Below are 22,835 nucleotides of genomic sequence, written 5' to 3'. Positions count from 1 at the left end.
AGTCGATTAGTTTTCGTAACAAAGGCACAAACAGCAGGTTCAGTCACCAAAGCTACAACGTTATGAAATTACTTGAACACCTCGCCAATGGGTCGGCTACCGACACCACGGGTACCGCTTTGTCGCGCCAGCATTTTCTGCGGCTGGCGGGGCGCAGCGTAGCCGCGGGCTTCGCGGGAAGCCTGGCCGCATCGTGCCGGACGAACCGGAACCCGGCCACAGCCTCGGGCGTATACAGTACCGCGGGAGGAGCGTCGGTGCCGAAGCTCCCGGCCACATCGCCCCCCGCCAACGTACCCGACAAACCCGAAGATCCCGTTAAGCTGGAAGCCTGGAAGGCAAAGACCGAACGGGAGTCCGGGCCTACGCCGACCCCCATGGCCCCGGATCAGCGCGTTGGCTATGCGCTGGTAGGTCTCGGCCATCTTACCCTGGAAGAGTTGCTACCCGCTTTTGGCGAATGTAAAAAGTCGAGGGTGGTAGCCTTGGTGAGCGGTAATCCGGACAAAATGCGAAAGGTAGCCCGCCAGTATGGCATCAAAGAAACCAGCCTCTACAGCTACGACACCTACGACCAGCTGAAAAACAACCCGGAGGTTCAGGTCATTTACATTATACTGCCCAACGGCATGCACGCCGAGTACACCATCCGGGGTGCGCAGGCCGGCAAGCATATCCTCTGCGAAAAACCCATGGCCAACACCCCCCAGGAGTGCCAGGCGATGATCGACGCCTGCCAGAAGGCCAACCGAAAGCTGATGGTAGCCTACCGGATTCAGTATGAACCGAACAACCGCATGATTCGGGAAATAATACAGTCGAAGCGATTTGGCCAGACCAAGTTCGTTGAAGCGTTCAATGTGCAGAACTCAGCCAATCCGGATCACTGGCGCCATAAGAAAGCCCTGGCGGGTGGCGGGGCCCTGCCCGACATCGGCTTGTACTGTCTCAATACGGTTCGATACCTGCTGGGCGAAGAACCTACCGAAGTGTTTGCGTATCAGCACAGCACGCCCGGCGACGCTCGTTTTCGGGAAGTAGAAGAGATGGTCAGCTGGCAGATGCGGTTCCCGAGTGGTATCGTCGCCAACTGCGGCACCCACTACGGTGTTCACGAAACCCGTCGATACCGGGTCATGGCCGAACGCGGCTGGATGGGACTCGATCCGGCTTTTGCCTATAACGGACTGCAGCCAGAGGTGTCTTATGCAGAAGGAAAAATCGAGCATAAAGAGCAGCCGAAACAAGCCGAGAAAAATCAGTTTGCGGCCGAGATGGATCACTTCTCGGACTGTATCCTGAACGACAAGCAACCGTTTACCCCCGGCGAAGAAGGGCTGCAGGACCATAAAATCATGGCCGCTATCTACCAGTCGGCCCGCGACGGTCGCCCCGTGAAACTGACGGCCGTGACGAAAAAAGATGCCTTTCGCGGACCACTGCCGGAGATGCAGTAACCGGCCCGGGCTAGAGCAGCACAAACTCGACCCGGCGGTTCTTCTTTCGGTTTTCTTCGTTATTGTTCGGCGCTACGGGTTCAGTGGGGCCGCGCCCTACGGCCCGGAGCCGCTGTTTGCGGATGCCTTTACCAACCAGATAATCAACCACCGACTGGCAACGGTCGCGGGAGAGCTGAACGTTGGCGTCGAAGTCGCCCTGGTTGTCGGTATGGCCCTGTATCTCGATACGCATCGACGGATACTGGCTCAGTACCTCATACAGCTGATCAAGTTCGGCATACGATTCGGGACGCAACACCGGACTGCTCTGATCGAAATACAGCTTGTTGAGCCGGATGCGTTTTCCTTTTTCAACCACACCGAACGCTTTGGTAGCTACCGCCGATACGGAAGCGGCTGCGGTTTCGGGACCAGGAGCTGGCGTTGGCCTAATCGCGCTGGAGTCCGCCTTCTGAGCGACTATCGCAACGGGTTTCGCCACTAGTCTGACCAACACCTCGTTCTGCGCTTTATCGATGGTAACGGACCGGCTCAGGTCTTCGTACCCTTCGGCCAGGGCACTAAGCTGGTAGGTTCCTTTGGCGGGCACCTGAACGCTGGCCAGCTGCGTACGCGAATCGGTTTTTAACGGCTGAGCCTCCGGATTGCCAGGCCCGGCCAGTCTGAACTGTGCATTCGGAACGGACTGGCCGGTCTGGCTGTCGACGGCCCGCATCGTCAGGAAAAAACGAATAGCATCCAGCTCCGCGTCGAACTCGTACCGTTTCCCGCCCGCCGGTACGTCGATGCGGAGCGTTCGTCGAATCGATGTATAGCCCGGCGCACTCACCTCGATCGTTAGGTCGTCGTTGGCCGTAAACTGTTGCTCGAGTCGCCCGTCGGGTAGCGTAAACTGTTCCGTCTTCCCGCTGGCTGTCGACGTGATGGCAACAACGGCCGAACGCAGCGGCTGCCCGATGTGCATGGCAAACACTTTGATGGTTAGCACGCTGGGCTGTCGGCGCACGGTATCGGTCAGCACCAGACGCGCCGTATCGGCCAACGCCGGTTGTGACGCCCGTATTCGCTCAACGACGGGCTCTGCCGGTTTGGGAGCCGCTACGGGCGGGGGTACGGGTTCCACACTGGTAGCCGCCGACCGCGGTGGCTCGGTTACAATTACAATATCGTCGGCATGACGGCCCGCTGCGGGCAGGGCGCTGGGGTCTGCCCGAATGGATTTCAACCGAAAATTGGCCGGAATTACGGCGCAGGTCAGGTAAGCTGCCCGGTCGACAGCCCGGCTCATAAGCCGGTATTCTTTTTCATTGACCGACAGCCGATACCCGTTCGTTATGGGCAGCAGCACCGTATAACGCCCATCGGCCGGGTTGGTCTCGACCGTGGTGACCACGCTTCCGGACGCTACGTCGGTCACCACCACCCGGACCGGCAGGGGCGCGCCCGTCAGCGAGTCGGTCACGAAGCCCTGTACGGTAGCCAGTTTAAACGGCCGGAGTTCTTCAGGAATTGCCGTTGTGTACAGGTCGCCGTCGCTGACGTAGTAGAGCAGATCCCCGCAGGCGCTGATGGCCACCGACTGATCGGATCGTTTCGTGTTGATATATTGTAGGTTCTTCGGCTCTGACCAGCGCCCGTCGGCCTGCATGGTACTCATGTAAAGATCGAAATCGCCCATGCCTCCGGCTTTGATCGACGAATACACCAGGGTCCGGCTGTCGGCCATAATGCGGGGAGCTTTCTCGCAGTCGAGATTAACCGGCGGGGGCAGTTCGATCGGGCGTTTCCACTGGCCGTCGCGTCCTTTTTCGGAGACCAGAATGCTGTAGCAGGTATGCCCCTCCCGGGAGCGGCTGGTCAGGTTTTCGCGGACAAAATACAGCCGGCGCCCATCGGCCGAAATACTGGGAAACCCTTCGTAGCCGCTGGTGTTGATGGCTGGACCAGCGTTGACAGGCGGTCCCCAGCCGTCGCGCTGCCGAACGCAGTAGTAAATATCCTCGCGACCAAAACCGGGTTTGGTGGGAAAATTGGCGAAGAAAAACAGGTAATTGCCATCGTAGCTGATGCTGGGCCCGCCAATCAGGGGTGTCATCCCATCGCTATCGTATCGATTGATCGACTGGATCGGCTCGGGCCGGGTCCACTGCCCGCTCGGGTGCAGATGCGCTTCGTACACGCCGAAAAACTGGGCACTGAGCTTATCGTCTACGGCCTGCTGATCACCCTCGGCGTTGATACGCGGCACTTTCCGATACGCATTGACAAACAACCCGTAGCGATCCGACTGAAAAATGAGCGTTTGCCCGTCGGCACTCACCGATGGGGCATATTCGATATGGTCGCGTAGGTTCAGCGGCTCCGGCATTCGCTTTTTCCCCTGCGCCAGCGCATCGGCACCTGGCACAGTCAGCAGCCCGGTCAGTACGGCCCTGGCCAGATACCTAAAAACCGGTCGACTCAGGCATTGCCGGAAGCCAATAGTGATCATCATGCAGGTTGTTTTCAGCTATCGACGCGATGCTCGACTCCTTTTATTCATCCTTGAACGAAACCCGCAGGCCGGCTGCGGTACCCGACCGCACCGCTACCGAGAAACGAAACCGTTTCGTATCGCCGAAAGCCGTGCCCAGCTCTTCTTTGAACAGATTAGCCACCCGAACCAGCGGTTCCTGATCGCCCCCCGAAAACTCCAGCACAACCACCCGCTTCGGATTGGCCGACAAGTACGTTTTCAGGTTCCCAATCGCGTCGTCATCTTTTTTGGGCCCAAGCAGCCAGCGCCGGTTCAGTTGATCGAGCAGAGCGCTTTCGGCAGCCGACAAATTCGCAGCAGGCAGCGGCTCCAGTGCTTTCAGGGCGCAGCCATCCAGTTCTTTCAGGCCAGCTTCGGTAGGGCAGGCGTCCTGACTATCGCGCAGGCCATCCTGATCCCGATCGGGGCAGCCGCCCAGCGCCGGTACCCCCGCCACCGTCGGGCATTCGTCGTCGTTATTGGCGATTCCGTCGTTGTCCGTATCGGGGCATCCGTTGAACCGGGCCGGGCCTGCTTCGTTGGGGCAGGCATCGTTTTTGTCGAATATACCGTCTTTATCAGCGTCGGGACATCCTTTTGTTTCCGCGGGTCCGGCATCCTGCGGACAGGCATCATCTTTATCCTGAATACCATCGCGGTCGGTATCGGGGCATCCCTGAAACATCCAGATACCGGCCAGATCGGGGCAGCGGTCCCGCCGGTTCGACACATAATCGCCGTCGCGGTCGGGCGGTCGTCGGGCGCCTATGGGCAGGGCTACACCCGCAAAAACATGGGCCGACAAGCCGTTGTCGCTGAAGAAGCCCAGCAGGTTATCGGTACCGACCGTAAACAACCCCACCCGAACGTGGGTACCGACCGAGAACTTTCCGAGTGGCTGCCAGTAGTTACCCGTCACCGAGAACTCGCTGCCCGCCGACTCGTAGCGCGGCCCAAAGGTAATCAGTTCGGCCCGGTGCTGGGCAGCGGCATCGGCGGTAGTCGGTTTCCACCAGGCCGCGCCGAAGAACCAGCCCTTCCCCAGCTGCGCATCGGCCTGAACCGAGAACGTCTGCGGGAGTTTATGGGTCAGATCACCGATGCTTCCTTCGGGCAGCACCCCCAGCGACTGCGCCACGGCATTGCGTACCTCGGTGGGTGTTTTGGGGGGTTGAACGGCCGCCTGCTGCAGCGTACCGGTTCGGGGCTGAACGGTCCATGAGCTGGCATTTTTATACCGGATCGAGCCGATATCGAGCAAGGCCAGCCCCAGCCGGAACTGGTATTTGGTCTGCGTCACATCGGACATCGGCCTGCCATCCATCTGATACCGGAACGACTCGGCCCGGGGCCTGAACTCATAGGTAACGCCAATGTCGAAGCCACTCCCGCTTCCCGGAACGCTACCGAGCAACACATCGGCCACGTTCAGCTTGCTCAGCGTGGCCAGGTCTGAGTAGGTCGTCTGCAGGCTGTTCAGCGAATAGCTGACCTGGGTAGACGGGGCGCTGAAATCACCATTGGCCTGTAGGCTGGACGACTGAAGCCCCCGGATGTATTTGTAAGTAAGACCCGCTTTCACGAAATGCTGCTGCCAGTCGAATACGGGCATCGCATACGAAAAAGCCACCTCGCCGAACGCGTCGGAGCTGAGCGCCACGGAACGGTTCCCGGCGGGGAGCGGGGCTTTGCTTCCTTCGAACCAGTCTACCAGATCGTATCCCCCCGTCAGGTTGATGTCGGATCGGTAGCGGGTTGTGATCGCAAACGCTTTACTGTCGCGCAGTTGTACCATCAGGCCCGGTCCGCGCAGGTCTGCCTCTTTTACGGCCAGGTCCTGCCCGCGCAGTTTCAGGCTGGCACTGGCAAAAGGAACCGTAGCCAGCGGCAGGCGGGGCTGAGCTGCAGCCTGAACCGATACCGTAGCCAGATTGATGTGCGTACCCAGTCGCGAGTCAGCCATCGAAGACGGATTCAGATATACGCCGTTAGTACCGGCATAATTACTGAGCTGATAGGCCGTCAGGCGCTGGGCAAACGCATGAGCAGACAGCAGACACAAAACAAGCGCAACGAAGAAGTGGGGCATATCGAGAGGAGAAACGTACCCGGCAAAAATGCCGAATTGTGCCCCCGCATCCAAAACTAACCCAGTCTGATTTAGTAAGCGCGCAATCTACTGATAACCACGAGCCTGCAAACCAAACAATTCGGCGTAGCGACCGTCTTTCTCGAGTAGTTCGTAATGACTGCCAATTTCGAGCAGGGTGCCGTTCTCCAGCACCAGAATCCGGTCGGCCATCCGAACCGTACTGAACCGATGGGAAATGATGACTGATGAGCGGCCTTCGGTCAGTTTGATGAACCGCTGAAACACCTCGTACTCGGCGCGGGCATCGAGGGCGGCCGTGGGCTCGTCCAGAATGATCAGCTGCGCATCGCGCATGTAAGCCCGGCCCAGCGCTACCTTCTGCCACTCGCCCCCCGACAGTTCAACGCCTTTGTTGAACGAACGACCCAGTTGCTGATCGTAGCCCCCGGCCAGTTTAGCGATTACGGTATCGGCCAGGCTTCGCTCGGCCGATGTTTCAATGCGCGGCTGGTTGGTTCGTTCGTCGATGTCACCCACGGCGATGTTGACCCCCGCCGACATTTTGAAGCGTGTATAGTCCTGAAAAATAACCCCGATGTTTCGCCGGAGTTCGAGCAGGTCGTACTCGCGCAGGTCATAGCCGTCGAGCAGGATACGGCCTTCGGAGGGGTCGTAGAGCCGGGCCAGCAGTTTAACGAGCGTGGTTTTACCCGCTCCGTTCTCGCCGACCAGCGCCAGCTTTTCGCCAGCCTGCAGCGTGAACGACAGGTTGCGTATGGCCCAGCGTTCGCTGTTGGTGTATTTGAAGCCGACGTTCTCGAACACGAACCCGATGCGAATGGGACTGGGAAAAGGGCGCGTCGTTGCGGGCGAGTCGATCAGCGGCTTGATGGCAAAATAGTCGAACAGGTCCTGCAGGTAAATGGCTTCCTGAGTCAGGCTGCTGAACTGCAGCAGGATCCCTTCCAGCGAAGCGCGCACCTGCCGGAACGAGCCCGCCAGAAACGTCAGGTCGCCCAGCGAAATCTGCCCGTTTACGGCCCGGAGCACAATCCAGACGTAGGCCCCATAGTACCCCGCCGTACCCAGCGCCGTCAGCAGCACTCCCCAGCTGGCCCGGCTGATAGCCAGCGCTTTGTTTTTCTGAAAGAACTCGCTCGATAAGGTCCGGAACCGATCGATCAGGAAACCCGACAGACCAAAAATCTTTACTTCTTTAGCCGTTTCATCACTGGCCCCTACGTAGCGGAGGTAGTCCAGCTCGCGCCGTTCGGGCGTCCAGGAACGCGACAGCGAGTAGCTACGCTGGTTGAAGTAGTTGTCGCCGATAAACGAGGGGGTTACGGCTACCAGAATCAGCAGCAACAACCAGGGGTTATACACGGCCAGACCAGCCGCCAGAAAGCCAACCGAAATTAACTCCTGCACCTGCCCGAACACCCCCGACAGCAGCACCGTACGACCCGTAGTTTGCCGACGGGCGCGCTCCAGCTTATCGTAAAACGTAGCGTCTTCAAACTGTTCCAGATCGAGCGATGCAGCATGCTCCATCAGCCGGATCGAGGTGCGGTTGGCAAACAGATCGCCCAGCAACCCGTCCATGAGCGACACGGCCCGGCCCAGAGCAGTAGACAAAATAGCCATGCCAAATTCGGCCGCCACCAGCCACCACAGGTAATCGGTATCCTTGTCGGCTGTCTGTCCCGCCAGCCGCACCACTTCGTCGATGAGCAGCTTGCCCACGTAGAGCGTCGCTGCCGGAATAGCCGCCCGCACCAATCGCAGGAGTGCATTCCCGATAAAAAGCCCCGGCGACACCGCCCAGACCAGTCGAAAAAAGGCGGGCAGGTTACCCAGAGCGGCAAACCGGTCGCGCCAGCTTAGCTCTTCCTTCCGGTCCGTTGGCACCGCACCGTTCGGCGGACCGGCGGGGCGTGTAGTTGTCTTTGCCATATACGAAAAAGACAAGGGTCGTATGTGATTAGTTCATAGATAGCCGACCCCGCCAGACTGGTAGTAAAATCATATTATGCCAGTCTGGCCAGAATAGCCGTTATTTCGTGTAAAGATGCCAAACTGCCCCACTGCATGAATACGAACAAATTCACCGCCTTCTTCGAACGCTTCGCATCCCGGGCCACCCGTGCCACTGGCTCCTCAACCGCCTTTCTGCTCGCCCTGCTGACCATCCTGGTCTGGGTGATCACCGGCCCTGTTTTTGGCTATTCAGACACTTGGCAACTGGTCATCAACACTGGCACGACTATCATCACGTTTCTGATGGTGTTCCTGATCCAGAAATCGCAGAATAAAGACTCGCTGGCTATGCAGATCAAGCTGAACGAACTGATTGCCGTCAATCGAAAAGCCAGCAACCGCCTGCTCAACCTCGAAGACCTCAATGAAGCCGATCTGATTGCACTGCATCAGTTTTTTGGTCGACTCGCTGAGAAAGCCAAACAGGAAGACAGCCTTTCGGAGTCACACTCGATCGAAGAAGCCGAAGAGATCCACTTCGAAAAACAGGAGGAGAAGAAACAGCGAAAACAAAAGAAAACATCTAAAACCAGCCCGCAGAGCACTCAGGCGTCAACGCTGTAGACCAGTGAACTAGCTGGCCTGCCCGGACACCTAAAATATTCAACTGACTGTCAGCGAATTATCGACGTACCAATTACGAAATACAGCCTTTTTTGAGAGGGGTAGATGACTTTGCGCGCTGCTATCGTCAATAGCGCACAGTCATTTACCCTTTCTTATGTTACGACCCTACAAAATTGTGGTATGCGTTGTACCAGCCATCCGATCCACGATCCTTTTTCTTTTCGGACTCTGGCTGCTTGCGAGCTGTAGGGAAACGTTGCAACACCGGAACCGGCTTACAGGAGCGGCACCGAAACCAGTTGTTCATTCAAGGCCTCAGGAAGAAGGAAATCATCCTCAGGTTGATTTCGCCCACAATTCGATTGCTCTGTTAAAAAGCCACTTTACCGCCTATCCTGGCGACGGCGTTGTTATTTGTCAGAAAGAAAATCAGTTCAATAAAAGCGACATCGACTTTACCGGAAAAGTACGCCCTTCAGACCGGGCTTCGGATCGTATGACCGACCACGCTACATCGATAGCCTCCATGCTGGCTGGTCTAGGGCATTCGTCACCGCTGAATGAAGGAATTGCGCCAAACGCTCATTTAATTTCAGCCTCTTTCAATTCATTATCGCCGGAGCCAGATGAGTTTATTCTGGACAACAAAGTATGCCTGGTCAATCACTCTTACGGTTCTTCGATAAGCTACCAGTACAGTGCTGATGCCGCTGCCTACGACGAGCAGGTAAGCCGGCTTCCGTACCTGATGAACATTTTCTCAGCTGGCAATAGCGGCCAGGATACGGCTTCGGATGGTCTTTACAGAGGAATTCCGGGCTTTGCCAACCTGACAGGTCATTACAAAATGGCTAAGAACGTGCTGCTTGTCGGCGCCGTCGATGCAGAGGGATCCGTTATGGAAAACAGTTCGCGGGGTCCGGCTTATGATGGTCGGCTGAAGCCCGAACTAGTGGCTCACAGTCCCGATGGTACTTCGTTTGCGGCAGCCCTGGTTTCGGGCGTAACCGCCATTCTGCAGGATATTCATCAAAAATATTATCGGCAAAAAGCACCGGCCTCCCTGCTGAAAGCATTACTTATTAATTCGGCCGACGATCTGGATGTACCGGGTCCAGATTTTAAAACGGGATATGGAGCCCTGAATGGGTATGCAGCAGCATCGGCTTTAACCAATAAGCTCTTTAAAAACGGTATCGTAAGTAATGGCAAAGAGGTAACGTTTAGCCTGCCCGTACCAGCCAACGTACGCCGAATGAAGGTCACATTAGCCTGGGTAGACCCTGCTGGGAACCCCCAAAGCCTGACATCTGCCGCTTTAACCAACGACCTGGATCTGGAAGTCGTACAGAACAAAACCGTATGGCAACCCTGGGTGCTATCAAATAGCGCCCATGCAGATTCGTTACGATTACCAGCCCGGCGCAAGCGAGATGCACTCAATCCTGTTGAGCAGGTAACCCTGGATAACCCCAAAGCTGGTATTTATACAGTGCGGATAAAAGGTAACAGGCTTACATCGTCTGCGCAATCCTTTCATGTTTGCTACCAATTTGATCTGGCCAACACTTTGACCTGGCTCTACCCTACGGCTAACACCCTTCTTCGTAGCGCTCAGACAACAACCCTTCGCTGGAAAAGCACCTATACTGCTGACGAAGGAAGCCTGCACTATTCAATCGACCAGGGAAAGACCTGGCGTCTGATTTCCAGCGAGGTACCCTTAAAAGCAGGCCAGTACACATGGGAACCTCCCAATCTATTAACCGACTGCAGGCTCCGTCTAACCCCAAACGGTAGTGTAGTCCCTATAGACGTACGCTGTTCGGTATCACCCCAGCTGGAAGTAGTTCCGCAACGGCTTTGTGCCGATTCCTTGCTACTCACCTGGCCGTCTGTACAGGCTACCACACCGGTTCGGTATCTTGTTCAACAATTTAATACTCGTACGGGCTGGGCCACTATAGCCTCAACGGATCAGCGTCAGGTTTTTGTCAGACCTTCCGATAAAGCGGTCTGGCTTGCCATAACCCCCATCTTATCATCTGGCAAAGCAGGGTTACGCAGTACCGCGTTTTCTTTGGCCGACCAACCCGTTTATTGTTACTACGAAAGCTTCGACGCTAGCACAACCAATAACATGAGCGCGAATCTCTTCGTAACGCTAACCCAGACCACAGACATTGCGGAGGTCGTATTTGAAAAAATGACTTCATCGGGTGAATTCAATCCAGTATATACAAAGCCCGTAACGCCTGATTCGCTATATTACGAAGCTACAGATGCTACTCTGAACGATGGTTTGAATAGATACCGGGCGCGAATTCGGTTGGCTTCAGGAGCCGAAGTGGTCACAACCACAAAGGAGGTTTTCCGATTCCAGGAGCGGCAGCCGATTGTGTTATATCCCAACCCCATAAACGCCCAGGCTGCCGAGCTGACTGTTATGATTCAGCAGCCTAATGACTACACACTGGTGCTTTATAATCTGCTCGGGCAGATCGTACTCAGCACCAATCTATCGCAGTCAACGAATACCGTAGGTTTGACGGGGCTGCCACCTGGCCTCTACATAGCCCGCATCCAGCTGGCCGGCCAACTCGTTCAGACCAGTCGACTTCTGGTTCGGTAGGGCTGACTTTTGTTTATCGGTAAGCTATCGAGTACCCGTTTTGCAACACCAACCAGTTAACGAAGCTTAACTCTTCCGCTAACCAACCGATAAATAGACTATTGAATGCGAACACTGGCCATAGCTGACCAGGGTGACACACCGTTATCGGTATACAATATCCGCACTTTGACATTCAACAAACCTCCTCCTGTTGTACATGCACAACGTCTATAACGGAATGTGTATGAGCCAGCTCTACCGTCTGAAGTCTGTATAGTGAAGACTGGGTTATCAACCTCAATACCCCGCTGAATGGTTGAATGGACTATCTGAAAACCGGCTATTCTGTGGTAAGGACCTTTCCAGCGTAAAATTACCGGTATACTAGTAGGGTCAAAGTACAAACTGTAGGGCGCTGACGGATACAGGGCTTTAACAGCTAGTTTGTCTTTTGCTGAAAGTCCGGTCAGATTGCTATTACTACTAACAATGTAAACAGCGTTCATAATTGAGGCAGCGTCTGCTTCGGGCACGGCTGGTATGTCAACAGAATTTGGTTCACCAAAACGGCGCCAGTCTGTATGACGAAAGCCAATGGTATGACCAAATTCGTGAGCTATCAAAACCTTCTTAATATTATCTGGCATCACACGTATTTTGGCCACATCAAGTACGATGTCTCGCCCAGGCTTTCCCAGCAAGGGCAAGTTGGATTCACCAACAGCATCAGGACCATCTATAGTGCCGTTGTAAATAGTTATATCTCTATCAAACCGGTTTGGGGCATTTACAAATCGAATGCTGCTCCCGGCATTGTTCCACATTTGCATAGCTTGCATTACATGGCCAGCAATGGGAGCTATTTCTGGCTGTGCCCAAACCCGGATGTTTCGAATTCGGTTATATCGCTCGATCAAGGCATCTCTATCTTCCCAGGCCTGCTCTTCCAGGGCACCAGTCAGGTTGGGCACTTTCCTGTCTTTGGGAAACCTCATATCGCCTTCGACCACAAAGTATTCGCCCGCATCGACAATCAGTGAGTCGGCATAGCCTAACTTATTGAGGTAGGCCCGCACGGCCGCAGCGTTGTCGGCACTGGTGGGGAGGGGTAGCTCCTGCACCTGACAGGCATATGAAAAAACCAATACAACCAGCAGCCAGACAAATCCTAAAATGATCCGCATAATTTAGTAGTATTAAAAATGGGTAGAGATAAAACGAGGTACTTCTTTCACCCCCCTTTTCGTCGTCTTAGACTAGCAAAAACACCCAGGTAACCACATCGCGTCAATTTGCTTTCAGAAATAGACTTTCTGTTCTGAACACTGACCGGCGGCAACCAAGCACCCACCAATTTACTCATAGCCAATTCGTTAACCATCCCCCATCTGTCCGTTCAAAACAAATTTTTAAGTATATCAAACCCACCAATCAGACACTAGCAAGAGCCGCTTTTACTTACTGGCTACGTCGAAAAATTGATAATAAATTAATTGACCCATCGCTATGTTGTTCACGTCGAACAGGTATAACCAAGGCCTTCAAATCGTCACTTCGACATGTTGGGTTTGGGCAAGTTCTATGAACTCAATTTTATAGATACCAATAAGAACACTGCTATAGTCCTTAGTACCCCATCGGCTATCTTTATGCCATGAAGCGACTTATCTCTGTTTGCGTACTGTGCCTGCTGTTGATCAACGTCCGCGCCGACGAGCCGGTGGGCATGCGGTTCTTTGTCGGCTCCTGGCAACAGGCTCTGGCCGAAGCCCGCAACCAGCATAAACCGTTGTTCGTCGACTTCTATACAGCCTGGTGCCCGCCCTGCCGTCGTATGGCCCGCGAAGCGTTCCCCAACCCGGCCATCGGCGACGCATTCAACGGCCGTTTCATCAATTACCAACTCAATGCCGAAGTCGGTGAAGGCCCCGATGTGGCCCGGCAATACGGCGTAGGCAGTTACCCGACCGGCCTCTACCTGACCCCTACTGGCGAACTGGTTCATCGGTCGGTCGGTTACGCGGGCGTTAACGCCATGATTCAGCAGGCAGACCTGGTCTGGCGGATGCCCAAGCTACGCCGGTCGATCAGCAAACGGAATCGGGTCTATACCGAGGAGGGAAAGTAAAAACACCGCATCGGGCACTTTCTCTGGGGTTGGTACTTCTTGATCCTCAGCCCGGCTATGCTCACCCGTCGTGACTTTTTACAACGTTCTTCGCTCAGTGCGGCTGGCGCGCTGGTAGCGTGGGAAACCACCTCCGGCATGCCCCTTCAACTCCCGACCCAGCCTTCCGGCGTTCAGCCGCCCGCTGGCCTTCGGTTTCGCCAGGTGCATCTGGACTATCACACCAGCGAGCTGATTACCGATGTGGGCGCCCAGTTCGACCCCGACGAGTTTGCCGATACGCTTGCCAAAGCCCGCGTTAACTCGGTTACCTGCTTTGGGCGCTGCCACCACGGCTACATTTATCACGACACCAAACGCTTTCCGGAGCGGCATCACCCCCACCTGAAGCGGAACCTGCTGAAAGAGCAGATCGAAGCCTGCCACAAACGCAACATCCGGGTTCCTGTGTACCTGACCGTGCAGTGGGATCATTTTACGGCCCGGGAGCATCCCGAATGGATCGTCATTGACGAACACGGCAAAGCCAGCGGCACCGAACCCTTCGACGCCGGGTTCTACCGCAATCTGGATGTCAATACGCCCTATGGCGATTTCCTGAAGGAATACGTAGCTGATCTGTTCGAAGCGGTACCGGTCGACGGGCTATTTTTCGATATCATTAAAGTGCTCGACTCGTCGAACCCGCATACCATCCGCCAGATGACGGCCAAGGGAATGAACCCGGCCCTGAAGAGCGACCGCATCCTGTTTTATAACGAGGTGATGGCCAACTGGCGGGCTCATATGTCGGCCTTCGTTCGCAGCAAAGACCGCAACGCTACCATCTTCTACAACTCCGGCCACGTTGGCCCGTATATTCGCCGACACCTGCCTACATACAGTCATCTCGAGCTCGAATCGCTGCCGAGCGGTGGTTGGGGATACCTGCATTTTCCGCTCACGGGCCGCTACGCCCGCACGCTGGGCATCGATTTTCTGGGTATGACCGGCAAGTTTCACACCTCCTGGGGTGACTTCAGCTCACTCAAGAACAAGGCCGCGCTGGAGTTCGAATGTTTCTCGATGCTGGCCCTCACTGGCAAATGCTCCATCGGCGATCAACTGGCTCCCAACGGCAAAATCGACCCGGCTACCTATGATCTGATTGGCTCGGTATACAGTCAGGTCGAGCAGAAAGAGCCCTACTGCGTCGACGCCCGGCCCCTGGTCGATATTGGTGTTGTAACCATGGAAGAGATTCAGCCGCTCGACGTCACTACCCGCGTACCGGACCCGATGATGGGCGCTATCCGGATGTTGCAGGAGGGTAAACACCAGTTCGACGTCATCGACGGTCTGACCGACTGGTCGGGCTACCGCGTGCTTATCCTGCCCGACCAGATCCTGCTGACCGACGCCCTGAAGGCCAAACTCGACGCTTATCTGGCCGGTGGCGGGGCTGTAGTGGCCTCCCACAACTCGGGCCTGACACCCGACAAGCGAGCCTTTGCTACCAACGCCTTTGGGGTGTCGCTCGTGGGCGAAGCACCGTATAGCCCCGACTTTATCGTATCGACCGGCGAAGGAGTCAGCGCCGGGCTACCCGCCACGGAGCTGGTCGTTTATCAGAAAGCCAATGAAGTCCGGGTAACCGGCGCTACTGTACTGGCCATGACCAATGTGCCGTATTTCAACCGGACATATCAGCATTTTGTGTCGCATCGCCACACGCCCTCCAGCGGCAAACCCGGCTACCCGGCCATTGTACAGAATGGGAAGGTCATTTACATGGCTCATCCCCTCTTTTCGCAGTACGCCCAGAACGCGCCACGCTGGTGCCGTCAATTGGTGCTGAACGCCCTCCAGCGGCTCCTGCCCGACCCGCTCGTGCGTACGCCCGAGGCTCCCACTAGCCTGCTGGCCACCCTGAACAGCCAGGCGACCGAGAACCGCCGTATCCTGCATTTGCTGCATTACGTTCCCGAACGGCGCGGGCGCGATTTTGACGTTATCGAAGATGTGATTCCGCTGTACAACGTAGCGGTTTCGGTAAAAGGGTCGGCCAAACGGGTAAGCCTGGCTCCGTCGGGAACAGCGCTGAAGTTCACCCAGCGAAACGGTCGGGTCGAGTTTGTGGTGCCGGCGCTGCGCGGGCACCAGCTGGTGGTGTTGACCTGAGTTAGTCGGCAACCGCCCAGGTACCGGAAGCGACGTACTGTACCCGACCGCCAATCTGCAGATCAAACAGCCCTCCGCTGGTGAGCGAACCGTTCAGTTCGAGCAGCGATGGTCGGCCCGCTTCGTAGCCCTGTTCAAGCCGCAGCTGAACCGGACCCAGGCCAAATACCCGATGCCGGAGCAGGTAGGCCAGCAGGCATGACCCCGCGCTGCCCGTAGCAGGATCTTCGGCTACCTGCCCCTGCTCAAAGCAGAACATGCGCGCATTGAGCTGATTGGTGGCCTGGTAGGTTTCCCGGCAGAACGGGTAGAGCGAGCCGTGCAGCCCTTCGGGACTGTTGGTCTTATGTAACCCATTCGCCAACAGCCAGGCTTCCAGCTCGTTTTTGTCGAGTCGGATCGCGCGCACCGCAGCCAGCGAGCGAAGCAGCACCATCACGTAGGCAAGCCCTGTACTGACCCATTCAACGGGCCAGTCCGTATCCATTGCATCGGGATGCAGGTGTAGCAGGCGAGCCAGATCGGCAGAATCATAGGTTTGACCGAAACGAGGCTGGGCGGCTTTTAGCCAGGGCGTCTCCCCTTCCCATCGCACCGGAACGGGGCCTACACCCAGGTTCAGCGAAAAAGGAACAATGCCGGTTTTAGCCAGATGGTGGGCCAGTACCCAGCTCGTTCCTAACGTAGGGTGGCCAGCAAAAGGCACTTCGTATTCGGGCGTGAAGATGCGTACATCAAATCCCCGCTCCACCGACCCACCCATCACGAACGTACTCTCCTGAAAGTTTATCTCGCGCGCCAAGGCCAGCATCAGCTCGGTTGTCAGTACATCGGCGGGTGTATTACGCGCATCGAAAACAGCCAGGGGGTTGCCCTGATAGCGCTGGCTGGCAAACACATCGACAATAAAAAACGGCAGAGTAATCATGGGAAGCGTACAGATCAGGCGGTAATCTCGATCCGATTCTGCTCGGGATCGAGTACCACACTTTCGTAATAGCCGTCGCCGGTTCGGCGGGGTTCACCCACAACGGCGTAGCCATCGGCCCGAAGCCGTTCGGTTAACGCATCGACGGCGGCTTCGCTTCCTGCTGATATAGCGAAATGAATTAGCCCTAAAGCCTGCTTGAACGGGTCGTTCTGCGAGTAGGGAATACCGGGCATTTGCATTAGCTCCAGCCGCGCCCCACCGTCGAAGCTGAGAAAATAGGATGAGAACCCGGTCCGTGCGTTTCTGTACGTATCGTTACTGGTAGCGCCGAAATAGGTTTCATAGAATGTCCTCATCGACTCCAGATCAAGAACCCAAATAGCCAGATGGTCGATACGCATGTCAGAAACCTACTTTTACGGCTTCCTGCCGCTCGCCCGAAACTGTTTGTTCTTCGAGGTTGAAGATGTCGGCCAGCGTCATGGCCTCCTGGGTACGGTACTCCATGCCGAGATGGGCCAGCAGGTCGTTGGCTTTGTTGGTAGCCAGTTTACCGAAGGCGTAATCGACCATCAGGCGACCTTTCCGGAGGAGGGCTTTATCGAGCAGATGTTTGCTGGCGTTGAAGGTAGCAATGACCTGAATATGCATACAGTCGGCCAGCAACCCGTCGGTCAGGTTCAGGATGTTGGAAACGCTGTTAGTATCGCCCCCGGCCTCACGCGACTGAAGAATCCGCTCTGCATCTTCGATGATCAGCACCGAATCTTTGTTATCGAGCAGAAACGGAATGATCTCCGGCGAAGTCAGGTAGTTGGTCATGTAGGGCGGCAGAATCAGCATGTCCTTCTTGACCAATGAACTCAGGTACTTGATATAGGTTGTTTTGCCGGTTCCCGGTTCGCCATGGAGCAAAATCAACCCTTTGCTTTTGGGTTGTGCCAGCAGGTTTACCAGCCGTTCGTGTACCGGCGGAAAATCGCTGTTGTAATGCAGTTCGAGGTCTATGCTCGGCGGCAGAATCTCAACGCGCTCGGTATGCAAGCCACCCAAACCACTCTGAATCAGGTAAATATGCGTCTGATTCTCTTCATGCACGTATTTGTGTTCGTAAAAACCGGTCAGCAGTTCTTTTGCCGAGGCCTCATTGAGGTAATAGCCATAGAGCCGAAAGAAGCGTTCGCCAACAAATTCGGCTTTCAGTACCAGGCCTTCGTCGTGTTGATAGATACGCTCGATGGTGTGCCAGCCTTCGTCGTTGACGCGGCTCGTATGGTTGATCAGCCGAAACCCACGCCCATCCAGTAACTCCCGCGCCGACAACTTGAAGTCGTCGTTAAAGTGCAGATAGTTCGGGTAGGTACCGAACGCCTGTACAAAATGGGGAGCCAGCGGAAACTCACGGTCAAGATCGCTGGGAATATACAGGTTCTGAATAGTTTGTTGGTTGGGCATACGACTGTCGGCCGTCAGATAGCGAAACATGTCAGCCCTTGAAAGCTCTTCGTAAGGTTTCAACGGGACGCTGGATTACGTTTCAACGCGTCTAAGTTACCGAAAAATTAACGAATAGACCAAGGAGTATTGTGTGTGTACAACCCGGTTTGCGTGGCTAGTAGACGAACTGCAATGCACCGGGCGAGAAGCGTAACGCAATTTCGTGCACGCTTGGCTGGAAATACAAACTGGCGTTCGGATTCTCGGGTGTTTGTGAATAGAACAGATAGCTGATCCGAATCGCTTTGGTAAACTGGTATTCGGCCAGGGCGTGCAGGTAGTTGGTTTGCACCAGACCGGGGCTGTTGTGCCGATACGAAATGCCCAGTCCGATCTGCTCGTGGAACCAGATGCGGGCATTCAGGTCAGCTCCCACCGGGCGATCGGCAATTTTGGAGATCAGCACCGACGGGATCAGGACGGCGTTGTCGCCAACGGCAAAGCGAGTGCCGGCCTGCACCATCAGCGGCCGTACGCTCTGGTACAGAAACCGCCCTGACAGATCGAGCGCGCGTCCCGTAAGTTCGGGCAAGGAAATACCGCCAAAAAATCGGTCTGACTGGTAATAAACGCCAACGCCAAAACTTGCGATAGCCCGGTTCAGGCTCGATGCGGTGGCATAATCATACAAGGGTAATACATTGACACCGCCCTGAACGCCGATCGACAGTCTTGCCAGCGCGGGCAGGTTAAACCGATACGCCACGCTCCCCGACACGCCGGTAGCGGCAAAGAGCCCCATTCGATCATTGAGCGCCTGGAAACCTAACCCGACCCGCCCGTTGGCCACCGCCCCATCGGCAGCCACGCTCTGCGTCAGTGGCGCCCCCCGAACACCGAGCCATTTGCGTCGAAGCAAAGCCGTCAGCTGAAACGATTCGCGCGCGCCCGCATAAGCCGGGTTGATAGCCAGTGGATTAACCAGGTACTGTGAATAAAGCACTTCGCGCTGGGCCTGGACCGGCTGAACCAGCCCGCCACATAGGGCAGTCAGAAAAAGGAGAAAAAAACGGACGCGAACAAAGCGGGGCATACCAAAAACCAGAGTTGAGCAATCAAATTGGCCGCTTTTCATCTAAAATCCTAATCGGGACTAACTGGCTTGCCCTGTTAGCCCGATGCCTGTTTATAAAAGCAAAAGCGAGCAATACACCAGGGTATTGCTCGCTAATTTATTGTTAAGTTGGATAAAGCGCTTGTCTGTGTAACAGGCAAAAACTATACCAATGTTTCTACATTTAATCAATCCATCGACAGAATTTTTATTTCTGTCCGCCGATTTTGCTGATGATCCGTTTCTGAGCAGTTGATGCCGTCTTTACAGGTGTTCAGCAGCAACGTTTCTCCGTATCCTTTGGCGATCATTCGTTTGGCCGGAATACCTTTCGATTTCAGGTAAGCAACGGCTGCTTTGGCACGGTTGGCAGAGAGCGTATTGTTGTAGGTACTGGTAGCGCGGCTGTCTGTATGCGACCGCATTTCGATCCGCATGGTTGGATATTTCGTCATCAGCGCTACCACTTTATCAAGCTCCACAGCCGCATCCGGGCGGATGTTGAATTTATTGAGGTCATAATAGATGTTGTCGATTTTGATAACATCTCCTTTACGGAACATAACCAGTTCAGTAGGCCCCGTGCCATCTTTGGCGATATGCGATCCGGTAGTACCCATGTCGTTTTTCATCGCTTCGAGCGAGTAATCACAGCCCGATGTAATCGAGAAGGAGTAGCTGCCGTCTTCTGTCGTAGTCGTTTCCTGGGAGCTGCCATCGCATTCGTTGATCATTACTACCTTAACGCCCGACATGGGTTTTTTATCAGACTGGGCTATTACACGCCCCCGCAACGTACTAACCACCCCCGCGGCTTTGGCTGAACCTTTGGGGCGACTGAGTGGAATGTCGAGCCGGGAGGGCTGATCGTCAGCCATGTCTTTGGTCGAGAAACCGATTTTATTGTCGAGGTACCCATCCCGGCTGGCCAGGATGCTGAATTCATTATCTACGTCGACGCAGAATCTGACCAGTCCTTCGGCATCGGTCTGGAGTTGCTTCTGCCCGTTAGCCGCTGCATTATCGACCGCCACCGTGGTGTTGATCAGCGGTTCGCGGGTTTCAGCGTCGAACACGCTTACCGTCAGCTCCCGACACGGATACAGCGAGCCTTCGCGCGTGAATCGATACAGATCGTCGTCAGCCCCTCCGTTTTTTCGGTTACTGCTGAAATACCCCCGCTGCCGATTGCCATCGGTAACAATGCCGAAGTCATCTTTGGGCGAGTTGAGCGGTTCACCCAAATTGCGGATGCTGGTAGCTGACGTTCCCTCTTCTATCAGGCTCGCATAAAACATATCCAGATCGCCCAGACCCGGGTGGCCATCCGACGAGAAGTACAGATTACCTTTTTCGTCGACAAACGGGAACAGCTCGTTGCCCTTCGAGTTGATCGTAGGACCAAGATTCACGGGTTCACCCCATTTATCTTTGTTCCAGCGGGAGACATAAATGTCACTCCCCCCGAAGCCACCTGGCCGGTCAGATGCGAAGTAAAGCAACTGATCTGGCGTGCCGTTTTTATCTTTAGCCAGGGCCGGGTGACCCGTTGAAAACTCGTCGCTATTGAATGGTAACTCTTCCGCTTCGCTCCAGTACCCATTGGTATGGGAAGAGGAATACAGCTTTAGTTTGTTAATCCGGTCAGAACTCTGGCCGTATTTCCCGTTTGTATAGTTATTCCGGGTGAAGATGACCCGTGAACCATCTTTGGTAAATGAAGCCGGCCCCTCATGGTACTTGGTGTTAAGGGTCTGGCTAAACCGATCTGCTTCGCTAATGACCTGATCTTCGTACCCCTGGCTGATATTTTTACCCCCAAAGAAACCTACCGTGCGCGAATCATTGGCCGTAGGACTGGTAAAATCATCGCTACCCAGCGGACGAATGAGCTGCATACGAGACGTAGGCTGTTTTATAGCCGACCCACCCAGGCTCGAGGCTTTAGCGGCCCGTAGTCCTTTTACTTCCGGGAGGTAATGCAGATCCAGAAATGGGGTGCTGTTCCAGTTAAATACGCGCTTTATACCGGCTCCACTGCTTTTGGACGATACAAATACCAGTCCGTCTTTATACAGCATGGGGCTAAATTCAGCTTTGCGGGTATTCATCCGCAAAAATTCGACCTTGTAACTAGCTGCGTTTTTTGTGAGCGGGGTTACGTCGCGGTAGAGCTTGGAGAAGGCTGGCCCCCGTTTATCCGTCGTCTGAAGAGTACTGTATTTTTCATAGGCTTCCTGCGCTTCCCGGTACTTGCCATTACTGGCCAGCGACTGTGCATAATACAGGTAATATTGATTGTCTTCCGGCGATAATGAGCCGCTGCTGATCAGGTCTCGATATACCCGTTCGGCGTTGACCATATCCCGAATTTGCTGGTAACTATAGCCCAGGCGCGTTTTGGTCAGGCGCAGCTCTTCGGCCGAGAGCGAAGCCGGTTTAGCGAGTGCCTGTTCATAGAGCTCGATCGCTCTGGCATAAGCTAACTGACTGAACTGAGTGTCGGCTTGTTTAACCAGCGATTGAGCCAGCAGCGAACCCGCCAAAAGACATAAAAAGGCAAGAATAGGAAATGTACGTGTCATACATTATGGTGGTTATGAGACGGAACGAGAGGGAGTAAGCAAGTTTATGCTTTCAGAGTCCCGTAGAAAATACAACTTTCCAGTAAGCAAATACTGCGCCGAATTTCTGCCGTTTTGTTCCGGAGAAGACAGCCAAACGGCCCATGATATCGACAGCGTTTCAGGCTTTGTCAACATCATGGGCCGTCAGAAAACCCACACTCCTATGATAGGTCTATTAGAAGTAACGCGGGGTCAGGATGCGGTTTTTACCAAAGCCAAACTCGTACCGAAGCATAACCTCGTGTGAGCTGGGAGCAATGGACCGCAGGCCGTTCATGGTTCGGTCGTAGGCATACCCAAACCGGAACTGATCGGTCAGCTGAACTTCCAGCATCCCGACGATAGCATCGGTCGAATAATCGGTCCATGTAGAGAACTGATTCCGGCGAATCGAAGCACCAATGGCTATCCGATCGGCAAACCAGAAGTTAATATTCCCATCGAAACCAAGTGGTGCTCCTTCTGCATATTTGACCAGCACAGATGGCTTCATTTTTACCGCCGGACTGATTCCGACAACGAAACCCGCTGCCGCAAAGGCATGACGCGCCTGCACCGACCGCAGATCTCCTACGTTATATTCGCTCAGTTTGTTCTTGATCAGGCGCGGTACCGATAGACTCAGGTACGACCGGTCATTACTGAGGTAGATTCCAGTACCGAAGTTAGGCAGCACTTTTGAGATATTCTGCGCAAAGGCCGGATCGATTGATCCGTCGGGATTGGTGATTACCTCTGCCAGGTTAGCCCGGTAGCTGGATGCTCCACCCTGCAAACCCAGAGCCAGCGTTGTACGCTGCCCTACCTTGATTCGGAATGCGTATGACGCAAAGGCACCGGCCTCCTCCATCACGCCGTACCGATCGCCATACAACTGCAACCCGATACCGACACGCTCCTGGTTGAGCGGCATGTCCATAGTGAACGTAGCGGTTTGAGGAGCCCCCTGCACGCCAGTCCACTGATTTCGGTAAAGTGCCGACATGCTCAGCACATCACGGCTTCCCGCATAAGCCGGGTTCAGGGCCATCATATTGAACATGTACTGCGAGAACATCTTGTCCTGCTGCGCCCGGACCTGGCTGCTGCCGATCCCGAGGATCAGCAGCAGCGCGATTGCCCACTGTTTTTTTACTAACTGGTTTACCATCGG

General features: G+C 55.1%; 15 protein-coding genes. 5 read left to right on the top strand and 10 right to left on the bottom strand.

What is annotated here, in order from left to right; translation table 11 throughout:
* Positions 1 to 62 precede the first annotated feature (62 nt).
* Positions 63 to 1,457 carry a Gfo/Idh/MocA family protein gene (locus tag B1C80_RS25715; protein WP_077924058.1) on the top strand — a complete coding sequence of 465 codons (1,395 nt, stop codon included), beginning with the start codon at positions 63 to 65 and terminating at the stop codon, positions 1,455 to 1,457.
* A gap of 10 nt (positions 1,458 to 1,467) precedes the next feature.
* On the opposite strand, the gene B1C80_RS25710 is transcribed toward B1C80_RS25715, so the two are convergent.
* From B1C80_RS25710 to B1C80_RS25700, 3 genes are all read right to left on the bottom strand, one after another.
* Positions 1,468 to 3,954, bottom strand: coding sequence for an OmpA family protein (locus tag B1C80_RS25710; RefSeq protein ID WP_077924057.1), 2,487 nt, complete (start codon positions 3,952 to 3,954; stop codon positions 1,468 to 1,470).
* A gap of 40 nt (positions 3,955 to 3,994) precedes the next feature.
* Complete coding sequence (locus B1C80_RS28235; RefSeq protein ID WP_236648927.1) at positions 3,995 to 6,064, bottom strand: DUF5723 family protein; 2,070 nt, start codon at positions 6,062 to 6,064, stop codon at positions 3,995 to 3,997.
* Positions 6,065 to 6,151: 87 nt separating this feature from the next.
* On the bottom strand, positions 6,152 to 8,020 hold the full coding sequence (locus B1C80_RS25700; RefSeq protein ID WP_077924055.1) for an ABC transporter ATP-binding protein: 1,869 nt from the start codon (positions 8,018 to 8,020) through the stop codon (positions 6,152 to 6,154).
* Positions 8,021 to 8,155: 135 nt separating this feature from the next.
* Between B1C80_RS25700 and B1C80_RS25695 the strand changes: the two genes are divergently transcribed.
* Entirely contained in the window at positions 8,156 to 8,668 is a 513-nt protein-coding gene (locus tag B1C80_RS25695) for a low affinity iron permease family protein (RefSeq protein WP_077924054.1), read from the top strand.
* Positions 8,669 to 8,825: 157 nt separating this feature from the next.
* Entirely contained in the window at positions 8,826 to 11,303 is a 2,478-nt protein-coding gene (locus B1C80_RS25690) for a S8 family peptidase (protein WP_077924053.1), read from the top strand.
* A gap of 98 nt (positions 11,304 to 11,401) precedes the next feature.
* On the opposite strand, the gene B1C80_RS25685 is transcribed toward B1C80_RS25690, so the two are convergent.
* On the bottom strand, positions 11,402 to 12,469 hold the full coding sequence (locus B1C80_RS25685) for a M57 family metalloprotease (protein WP_077924052.1): 1,068 nt from the start codon (positions 12,467 to 12,469) through the stop codon (positions 11,402 to 11,404).
* Positions 12,470 to 12,939: 470 nt separating this feature from the next.
* On the opposite strand from B1C80_RS25685, the gene B1C80_RS25680 reads away from it, so the two are divergent.
* Both B1C80_RS25680 and B1C80_RS25675 read left to right on the top strand, forming a co-directional pair.
* Positions 12,940 to 13,413, top strand: a complete 474-nt coding sequence (locus tag B1C80_RS25680; protein WP_077924051.1) for a thioredoxin family protein — start codon at positions 12,940 to 12,942, stop codon at positions 13,411 to 13,413.
* Positions 13,414 to 13,470: 57 nt separating this feature from the next.
* Positions 13,471 to 15,573 carry an alpha-amylase family protein gene (locus B1C80_RS25675; RefSeq protein ID WP_201723592.1) on the top strand — a complete coding sequence of 701 codons (2,103 nt, stop codon included), beginning with the start codon at positions 13,471 to 13,473 and terminating at the stop codon, positions 15,571 to 15,573.
* A 1-nt stretch (position 15,574) separates the two neighbouring features.
* Here the strand turns inward: B1C80_RS25675 and B1C80_RS25670 are convergent, their stop codons facing one another.
* The 6 genes from B1C80_RS25670 to B1C80_RS25645 all read right to left on the bottom strand — a co-directional run bounded on the left by B1C80_RS25670 (position 15,575) and on the right by B1C80_RS25645 (position 22,832).
* Positions 15,575 to 16,501, bottom strand: a complete 927-nt coding sequence (locus tag B1C80_RS25670; protein WP_077924049.1) for a PhzF family phenazine biosynthesis protein — start codon at positions 16,499 to 16,501, stop codon at positions 15,575 to 15,577.
* Positions 16,502 to 16,515: 14 nt separating this feature from the next.
* Positions 16,516 to 16,905, bottom strand: coding sequence for a VOC family protein (locus tag B1C80_RS25665; RefSeq protein ID WP_077924048.1), 390 nt, complete (start codon positions 16,903 to 16,905; stop codon positions 16,516 to 16,518).
* Between the two features lies 1 nt (position 16,906).
* Complete coding sequence (locus B1C80_RS25660; RefSeq protein ID WP_236648926.1) at positions 16,907 to 17,989, bottom strand: AAA family ATPase; 1,083 nt, start codon at positions 17,987 to 17,989, stop codon at positions 16,907 to 16,909.
* A 127-nt stretch (positions 17,990 to 18,116) separates the two neighbouring features.
* The gene (locus B1C80_RS25655; RefSeq protein ID WP_077924138.1) at positions 18,117 to 19,034 is read right to left on the bottom strand and encodes a PorP/SprF family type IX secretion system membrane protein; all 918 of its coding nucleotides are present in this window, start codon (positions 19,032 to 19,034) and stop codon (positions 18,117 to 18,119) included.
* Between the two features lie 209 nt (positions 19,035 to 19,243).
* Complete coding sequence (locus B1C80_RS25650; RefSeq protein ID WP_077924046.1) at positions 19,244 to 21,640, bottom strand: carboxypeptidase regulatory-like domain-containing protein; 2,397 nt, start codon at positions 21,638 to 21,640, stop codon at positions 19,244 to 19,246.
* Positions 21,641 to 21,857: 217 nt separating this feature from the next.
* Positions 21,858 to 22,832 (bottom strand): type IX secretion system membrane protein PorP/SprF, encoded by a 975-nt coding sequence (locus B1C80_RS25645; RefSeq protein WP_077924045.1) that lies wholly within the window; start codon positions 22,830 to 22,832, stop codon positions 21,858 to 21,860.
* Positions 22,833 to 22,835 lie beyond the last annotated feature (3 nt).

It is taken from the genome of Spirosoma sp. 209 (assembly GCF_002006735.1).
Classification (GTDB): domain Bacteria; phylum Bacteroidota; class Bacteroidia; order Cytophagales; family Spirosomataceae; genus Spirosoma; species Spirosoma sordidisoli.
This window is presented reverse-complemented; position numbering and strand designations above follow the sequence as displayed.

Coding starts and splice junctions, on each gene's coding strand:
- B1C80_RS25710 (WP_077924057.1), bottom strand. CDS start 3,954: ATGATGATCACTATTGGCTTCCGGCAATGCCTGAGTCGACCGGTTTTT.
- B1C80_RS25645 (WP_077924045.1), bottom strand. CDS start 22,832: ATGGTAAACCAGTTAGTAAAAAAACAGTGGGCAATCGCGCTGCTGCTG.
- B1C80_RS25715 (WP_077924058.1), top strand. CDS start 63: ATGAAATTACTTGAACACCTCGCCAATGGGTCGGCTACCGACACCACG.
- B1C80_RS28235 (WP_236648927.1), bottom strand. CDS start 6,064: ATGCCCCACTTCTTCGTTGCGCTTGTTTTGTGTCTGCTGTCTGCTCAT.
- B1C80_RS25650 (WP_077924046.1), bottom strand. CDS start 21,640: ATGACACGTACATTTCCTATTCTTGCCTTTTTATGTCTTTTGGCGGGT.
- B1C80_RS25660 (WP_236648926.1), bottom strand. CDS start 17,989: ATGTTTCGCTATCTGACGGCCGACAGTCGTATGCCCAACCAACAAACT.
- B1C80_RS25685 (WP_077924052.1), bottom strand. CDS start 12,469: ATGCGGATCATTTTAGGATTTGTCTGGCTGCTGGTTGTATTGGTTTTT.
- B1C80_RS25665 (WP_077924048.1), bottom strand. CDS start 16,905: ATGCGTATCGACCATCTGGCTATTTGGGTTCTTGATCTGGAGTCGATG.
- B1C80_RS25690 (WP_077924053.1), top strand. CDS start 8,826: ATGTTACGACCCTACAAAATTGTGGTATGCGTTGTACCAGCCATCCGA.
- B1C80_RS25695 (WP_077924054.1), top strand. CDS start 8,156: ATGAATACGAACAAATTCACCGCCTTCTTCGAACGCTTCGCATCCCGG.
- B1C80_RS25675 (WP_201723592.1), top strand. CDS start 13,471: ATGCTCACCCGTCGTGACTTTTTACAACGTTCTTCGCTCAGTGCGGCT.
- B1C80_RS25670 (WP_077924049.1), bottom strand. CDS start 16,501: ATGATTACTCTGCCGTTTTTTATTGTCGATGTGTTTGCCAGCCAGCGC.
- B1C80_RS25700 (WP_077924055.1), bottom strand. CDS start 8,020: ATGGCAAAGACAACTACACGCCCCGCCGGTCCGCCGAACGGTGCGGTG.
- B1C80_RS25680 (WP_077924051.1), top strand. CDS start 12,940: ATGAAGCGACTTATCTCTGTTTGCGTACTGTGCCTGCTGTTGATCAAC.
- B1C80_RS25655 (WP_077924138.1), bottom strand. CDS start 19,034: ATGCCCCGCTTTGTTCGCGTCCGTTTTTTTCTCCTTTTTCTGACTGCC.